Below are 2933 nucleotides of genomic sequence, written 5' to 3' on the forward strand. Positions count from 1 at the left end.
ACCGCCTGGTGGGCAGCCCGGCATGGGCGCGCCACCTCCCGGCCAGCCGGCCGCCGAGCACCGCTCGCCGGTGCCGCTGTCGCGCGACGCGCTGCGCCTGATCCAGAGCCGCCTGCGCGAGCAGGGCTTCTATTTCGGCGGCATCGACGGCGTGTGGGGGCCCGGGTCGCAGTCCGCGCTGGTGCATCTCCAGCAGGCGCGCGGCATTCCCGTCTCTGGCCGCATCGACGCGGCCAGCGTGCAGGCGCTGGGCTTCGACCCGAACAACTTCCCGCCGCAGTAGCGGCGCCACCTGCCCCCGGGGCGGACGGCCCCGGGGAGGGGCGTCAGGCGGCGGCGCGGATGGCGTGCCCGAGCACGTCGAAGATGCGGTCGATATGCGGCTGTTCGATGATCAGCGGCGGCGACAGGGCGATGGTGTCGCCCGTCGTGCGCACCAGCACCCCGTCCTCGAAGCAGCGCTGCATCACCCGCGCCGCCCGCACCGTGGGCCGGCCCGGATAGGGCTCCAGCTCGATGCCGGCGATCAGGCCGAAATTGCGGATGTCGATCACGCCCGGCATCCCGCGCAGGCTGTGCGCCCCCGCCTCGAACGGTCCCTCCATCGCCGCGGCCCGCCCCGGCAGGTCCTCGGCGGCGTGCAGGTCGATCGTCGCGATGGCGGCGGCGCAGGCGAGGGGGTGGCCCGAATAGGTATAGCCGTGGAACAGCTCGATGCCCTCGGGCGCGCCCTCGACCACGGTGCGGTAGATCTCGTCGGACACCGCGACGGCGCCCATCGGGACGGCGGCGTTGGTCAGGCCCTTGGCCATGGTGATGATGTCCGGGATCACGTCGAAGCGTTCCGCGCCGAAATTGCGGCCGACCCGCCCGAAGCCGGTGATGACCTCGTCGAAGATCAGCAGGATGCCGTGCTTCGTGCACAGTTCGCGCAGCCGCTCCAGATAGCCGCGCGGCGGCACCAGCACGCCGGTCGATCCCGCGACCGGCTCGACCATGACTGCGGCGATGGTATCCGCCCCGTGCAGGGCGACGAGCCCCTCCAGCGCGTCGGCGTAATGCGCGCCCCAATCCGGCTGGCCGCGGGTGAAGGCGTTGCGGCCGGGGGCGTGGGTGTGCGGCAGGTGGTCCACGTGCGGCAGGATCGCGGCGCCGAACTGCCGGCGGTTGCCGCCGATGCCGCCCACCGACATGCCGCCGAAGCCCACGCCGTGATAGCCGCGCTCGCGCCCGACCAGCCGGATGCGCGTCGCCTGGCCGCGCGCGCGGTGATAGGCGAGCGCGATCTTCAGCGCGGTGTCGTCGCTCTCGGAGCCGGAATTGGTGAAGAAGATGCGGTCCAGCCCCGGCGGCGTGATGGAGGCGATGCGCCCGGCGGCCCTGAAGGCGAGCGGATGGCCCATCTGGAAGCTCGGCGCGTAGTCGAGCTGCACCGCCTGTGCCTGGATCGCCTCGGCGATCTCGCGCCGCCCGTGGCCGGCGTTGACGCACCATAGCCCGGCGGTGCCGTCGATGATCGGCCGCCCCTCCGCCGTGTAGTAGAACATGCCGGAGGCGCGCGCGAGCATGCGCGGTCCCGTCTTGAACGCCCGGTTTGCCGTGAAGGGCATCCAGTAAGCGTCAAGGTCGTTCGGCAGCGTCGGGGCGTCGTTCATTCCGTCGATCTCCTGATCGCGGGGAGACTCGCCTCTTGCGGGCCCGCCGGCAAGACCGCAGGCATGCGTCGGGTGCGGAAAAGGAGACGGCGATGGCGGATGGCAGGCTCGTTCTCGGAACACGGCGCTATTCGAGCTGGTCGATGCGCGGGTGGCTCGCCGTCCGTCTGGCCGGGCTGGACGTGACGGAGGTGGTGGTCGCGCCCTCGCCGGAGGGGCGGGTGCTGTCCGATCCCACCGTGTCGCCGAGCGGGCTGGTGCCGTTTCTGGAACACCGGGGCGCCCGGGTCTGGGACAGTCTGGCGATAGTCGAATACTGCGCGGAACTGGCCCCATCGCTGTGGCCGGCCGACCGGATCGCCCGCGCGCACGCCCGGGCCATCGCGGCGGAGATGCATGGCGGCCTGCGCGGGTTGCGGCTGGCGATGCCGATGAACCTCGGCGGCGCCTTCGCCGGGCGGGGGCGCACGCCGGAGGCGCTGGCCGACATCGCCCGCGTGGAGGCGATCTGGGCCGACACGCGGGCCCGGTTCGGCGGCGACGGGCCTTATCTGTTCGGCACCGCGTTCGGCGCGGCGGACGCGATGTATGCCCCCGTGGTCGCGCGTTTCCTGACCTGGGCGCCGGAGATCTCCGCGGCCTCGCGCGCCTATGTCGATGCGGTGCGGGCGCATTCGCTGGTGGACGCCTGGTACCGGGCGGCGATGGCGGAGCCGCCGGAATGGCGCATCGCCCGGTTCGAGGTGCCGGCATGAGCGCCGTCGCGACCGGGCTCGACCATGTGGGCATCGCCGGCCACGACCTCGGCGCGCTGGCGGCGCTGTGGGAGCGGCTTGGTTTCACCCTCGCGCCCTATGCCCGCCATGCCGGGCCGTCGGGACCGGACGGCGCCGTCGTCGCCTATGCGACCGCCAATCGCTGCATCATGCTGGAGGAAGGGTATGTCGAGCTGATCGCCGTCGTGGACGCGGCGGCGCCCGGCAACATGATCGGCCGCCACCTCGCGCGCGGCGCGGGCTTGCATATCCTTGCGCTCGGCATCGACGATCCGGAGGCCAATCTGGCGCGGCTGCGGGCGGCGGGGCTCGCGGTGCCCGGCGTCGCGCTGCTGGAACGGCCGGTCGACGCGGCCCGGCCGGACGGGCCGCGGGCACGCTTCGCCCGCCTGCCGCTGCCCGAGGCGCCGGAGGGGCACGTGATGCTAATACGGCATCTGACGCCCGAGGCGATCTGGCGCCCCGACCTCATCCGGCATCGCAACGCGGTCGTTTGCCTCGA

At 72.9% G+C, this 2933-nt stretch carries 4 protein-coding genes; 3 read left to right on the forward strand and 1 reads right to left on the reverse strand.

The window, feature by feature from the left end:
* The coding region (locus tag B8460_RS12565) for a peptidoglycan-binding domain-containing protein (protein ID WP_206742652.1) at positions 1-283 on the forward strand (283 nt) is incomplete at its 5' end.
* Between the two features lie 43 nt (positions 284-326).
* Here the strand turns inward: B8460_RS12565 and B8460_RS12570 are convergent.
* Complete coding sequence (locus B8460_RS12570) at positions 327-1655, reverse strand: aspartate aminotransferase family protein (RefSeq protein ID WP_048861947.1); 1329 nt, start codon at positions 1653-1655, stop codon at positions 327-329.
* 92 nt (positions 1656-1747) lie between these two features.
* Between B8460_RS12570 and B8460_RS12575 the strand changes: the two genes are divergently transcribed.
* A complete protein-coding gene (locus B8460_RS12575) occupies positions 1748-2410 on the forward strand; it encodes a glutathione S-transferase (protein WP_048861948.1) in 663 nt (220 codons plus the stop codon).
* Positions 2407-2933 (forward strand): VOC family protein (locus B8460_RS12580; protein WP_048861949.1); only part of this gene is annotated, 527 nt, incomplete at its 3' end. The genes B8460_RS12575 and B8460_RS12580, both read left to right, overlap by 4 nt.

It is taken from the genome of Acidisphaera rubrifaciens HS-AP3, from assembly GCF_000964365.1.
Classification (GTDB): Bacteria; Pseudomonadota; Alphaproteobacteria; order Acetobacterales; family Acetobacteraceae; genus Acidisphaera; species Acidisphaera rubrifaciens.